General features: G+C 68.8%; 1 protein-coding gene. It reads left to right on the plus strand.

The window, feature by feature from the left end; translation table 11 throughout:
* Nucleotides 1-251: 251 nt before the first annotated feature.
* Nucleotides 252-1,268, plus strand: a 1,017-nt coding sequence (locus IEY61_RS30865) for an ISAs1 family transposase (RefSeq protein ID WP_189050872.1), incomplete at its 3' end; no start/stop codon positions are given.

Genomic DNA, 1,268 nt, shown 5'->3' on the forward strand with positions numbered 1-1,268 from the left:
CAGGGCTGTTGCGTAGTCGCTTGAGGGCGGGTTGAGCTGGAAGTTTGGGTGGGATCGGGGTCCATGTAGGACGGGTGCGGCCCGTAGGTGATCATCGAGTTGCTGAGACACCATGATCCCGAGAAGGACCGCACCCGCCGATGTCATCATCACTCACCGAGATTCTGCTGCCACACCGACCCTCTGATGCGCCCCTACCGGTTGTGGTCACTGAGGGTGAAAGTCGCAGTCTGTTGGTCGCGTTGGCGGCGGTGCCCGATCCACGTGGCCTGCGGGGGCGGCGTTATCCGCTGGTGAGCGTGCTCGCGGTGGCGGTGTGCGCGGTGCTGGCCGGGGCGTGCACATTCGCCGCGATCGCCGACTGGGCCCGCGATCTGGACCGGCCGGCGTGGGGCCGGCTCGGGTTCACCGACCGAGTGCCCGCGGCGACGACGGTGTGGCGGCTGTTGATCCGTATCGACGCTGAGGTGCTGTCGACGGTGTTGGCCCGGTGGCTACGCGCCCGGAGGGCGCCGGTCGTGGTCGCGGGGCGGCGGTGGCGCCTGGTCATCGCCATCGACGGCAAGGTCGAACGCGGGGCCCGGGGCGCCGATGGGCGTCAGGTCCATCTGCTGTCGGCCTACGACACCAGCACCGGCATCGTCCTCGCCCAGGTCCAGATCGCGGCGAAGTCCAACGAAATCCCGGCGTTCACGCCGCTGCTGGACCAGGTGGCCGCCCAGATGGGGTCGCTCAAAGATGTCCTGGTCGTCGCGGACGCGCTCCACGCCCAGACCGGGCACGCGGAGCACCTGGCCGCCGCTGGCGGGCATCTGATGGTCGCGATCAAGGCCAACCAGCCGACTCTGCACGCCCAGCTCAAGGCCCTGCCCTGGGCGCAGATTCCGGTCGGAGACCAGACTCGCGACAGCGGCCACGGCCGTAAGGAAACCCGTACCGTCAAAGCCGTCACCGTGGCCACCCCGGGTGGCATCAGCTTCCCCCACGCACAGCAGGCCGTCCGGATCACCCGGACCCGCACGATCAAGGGCAAGACCACCCGCGAGACGGCGTACCTGACCGTCTCCCTGCCCGCCGACCAGGCCCAACCCGCCGACCTCGGCACCTGGGCACGTTCCGAATGGCATATCGAGAACCGCCTGCACTACGTCCGCGACGTGACGCTACGTGAAGACGCCCACCAGGCCCGGACCGGCAACGGGCCCGCCGTCTTCGCCACACTCCGTAACACCTCCATCGGCTACCACCGCAGCAATGGCGAACCCAAC

Origin of the sequence: Micromonospora sonchi, from assembly GCF_014646235.1 — a bacterium.
GTDB classification, from domain to species: Bacteria; Actinomycetota; Actinomycetes; order Mycobacteriales; family Micromonosporaceae; genus Micromonospora; species Micromonospora sonchi.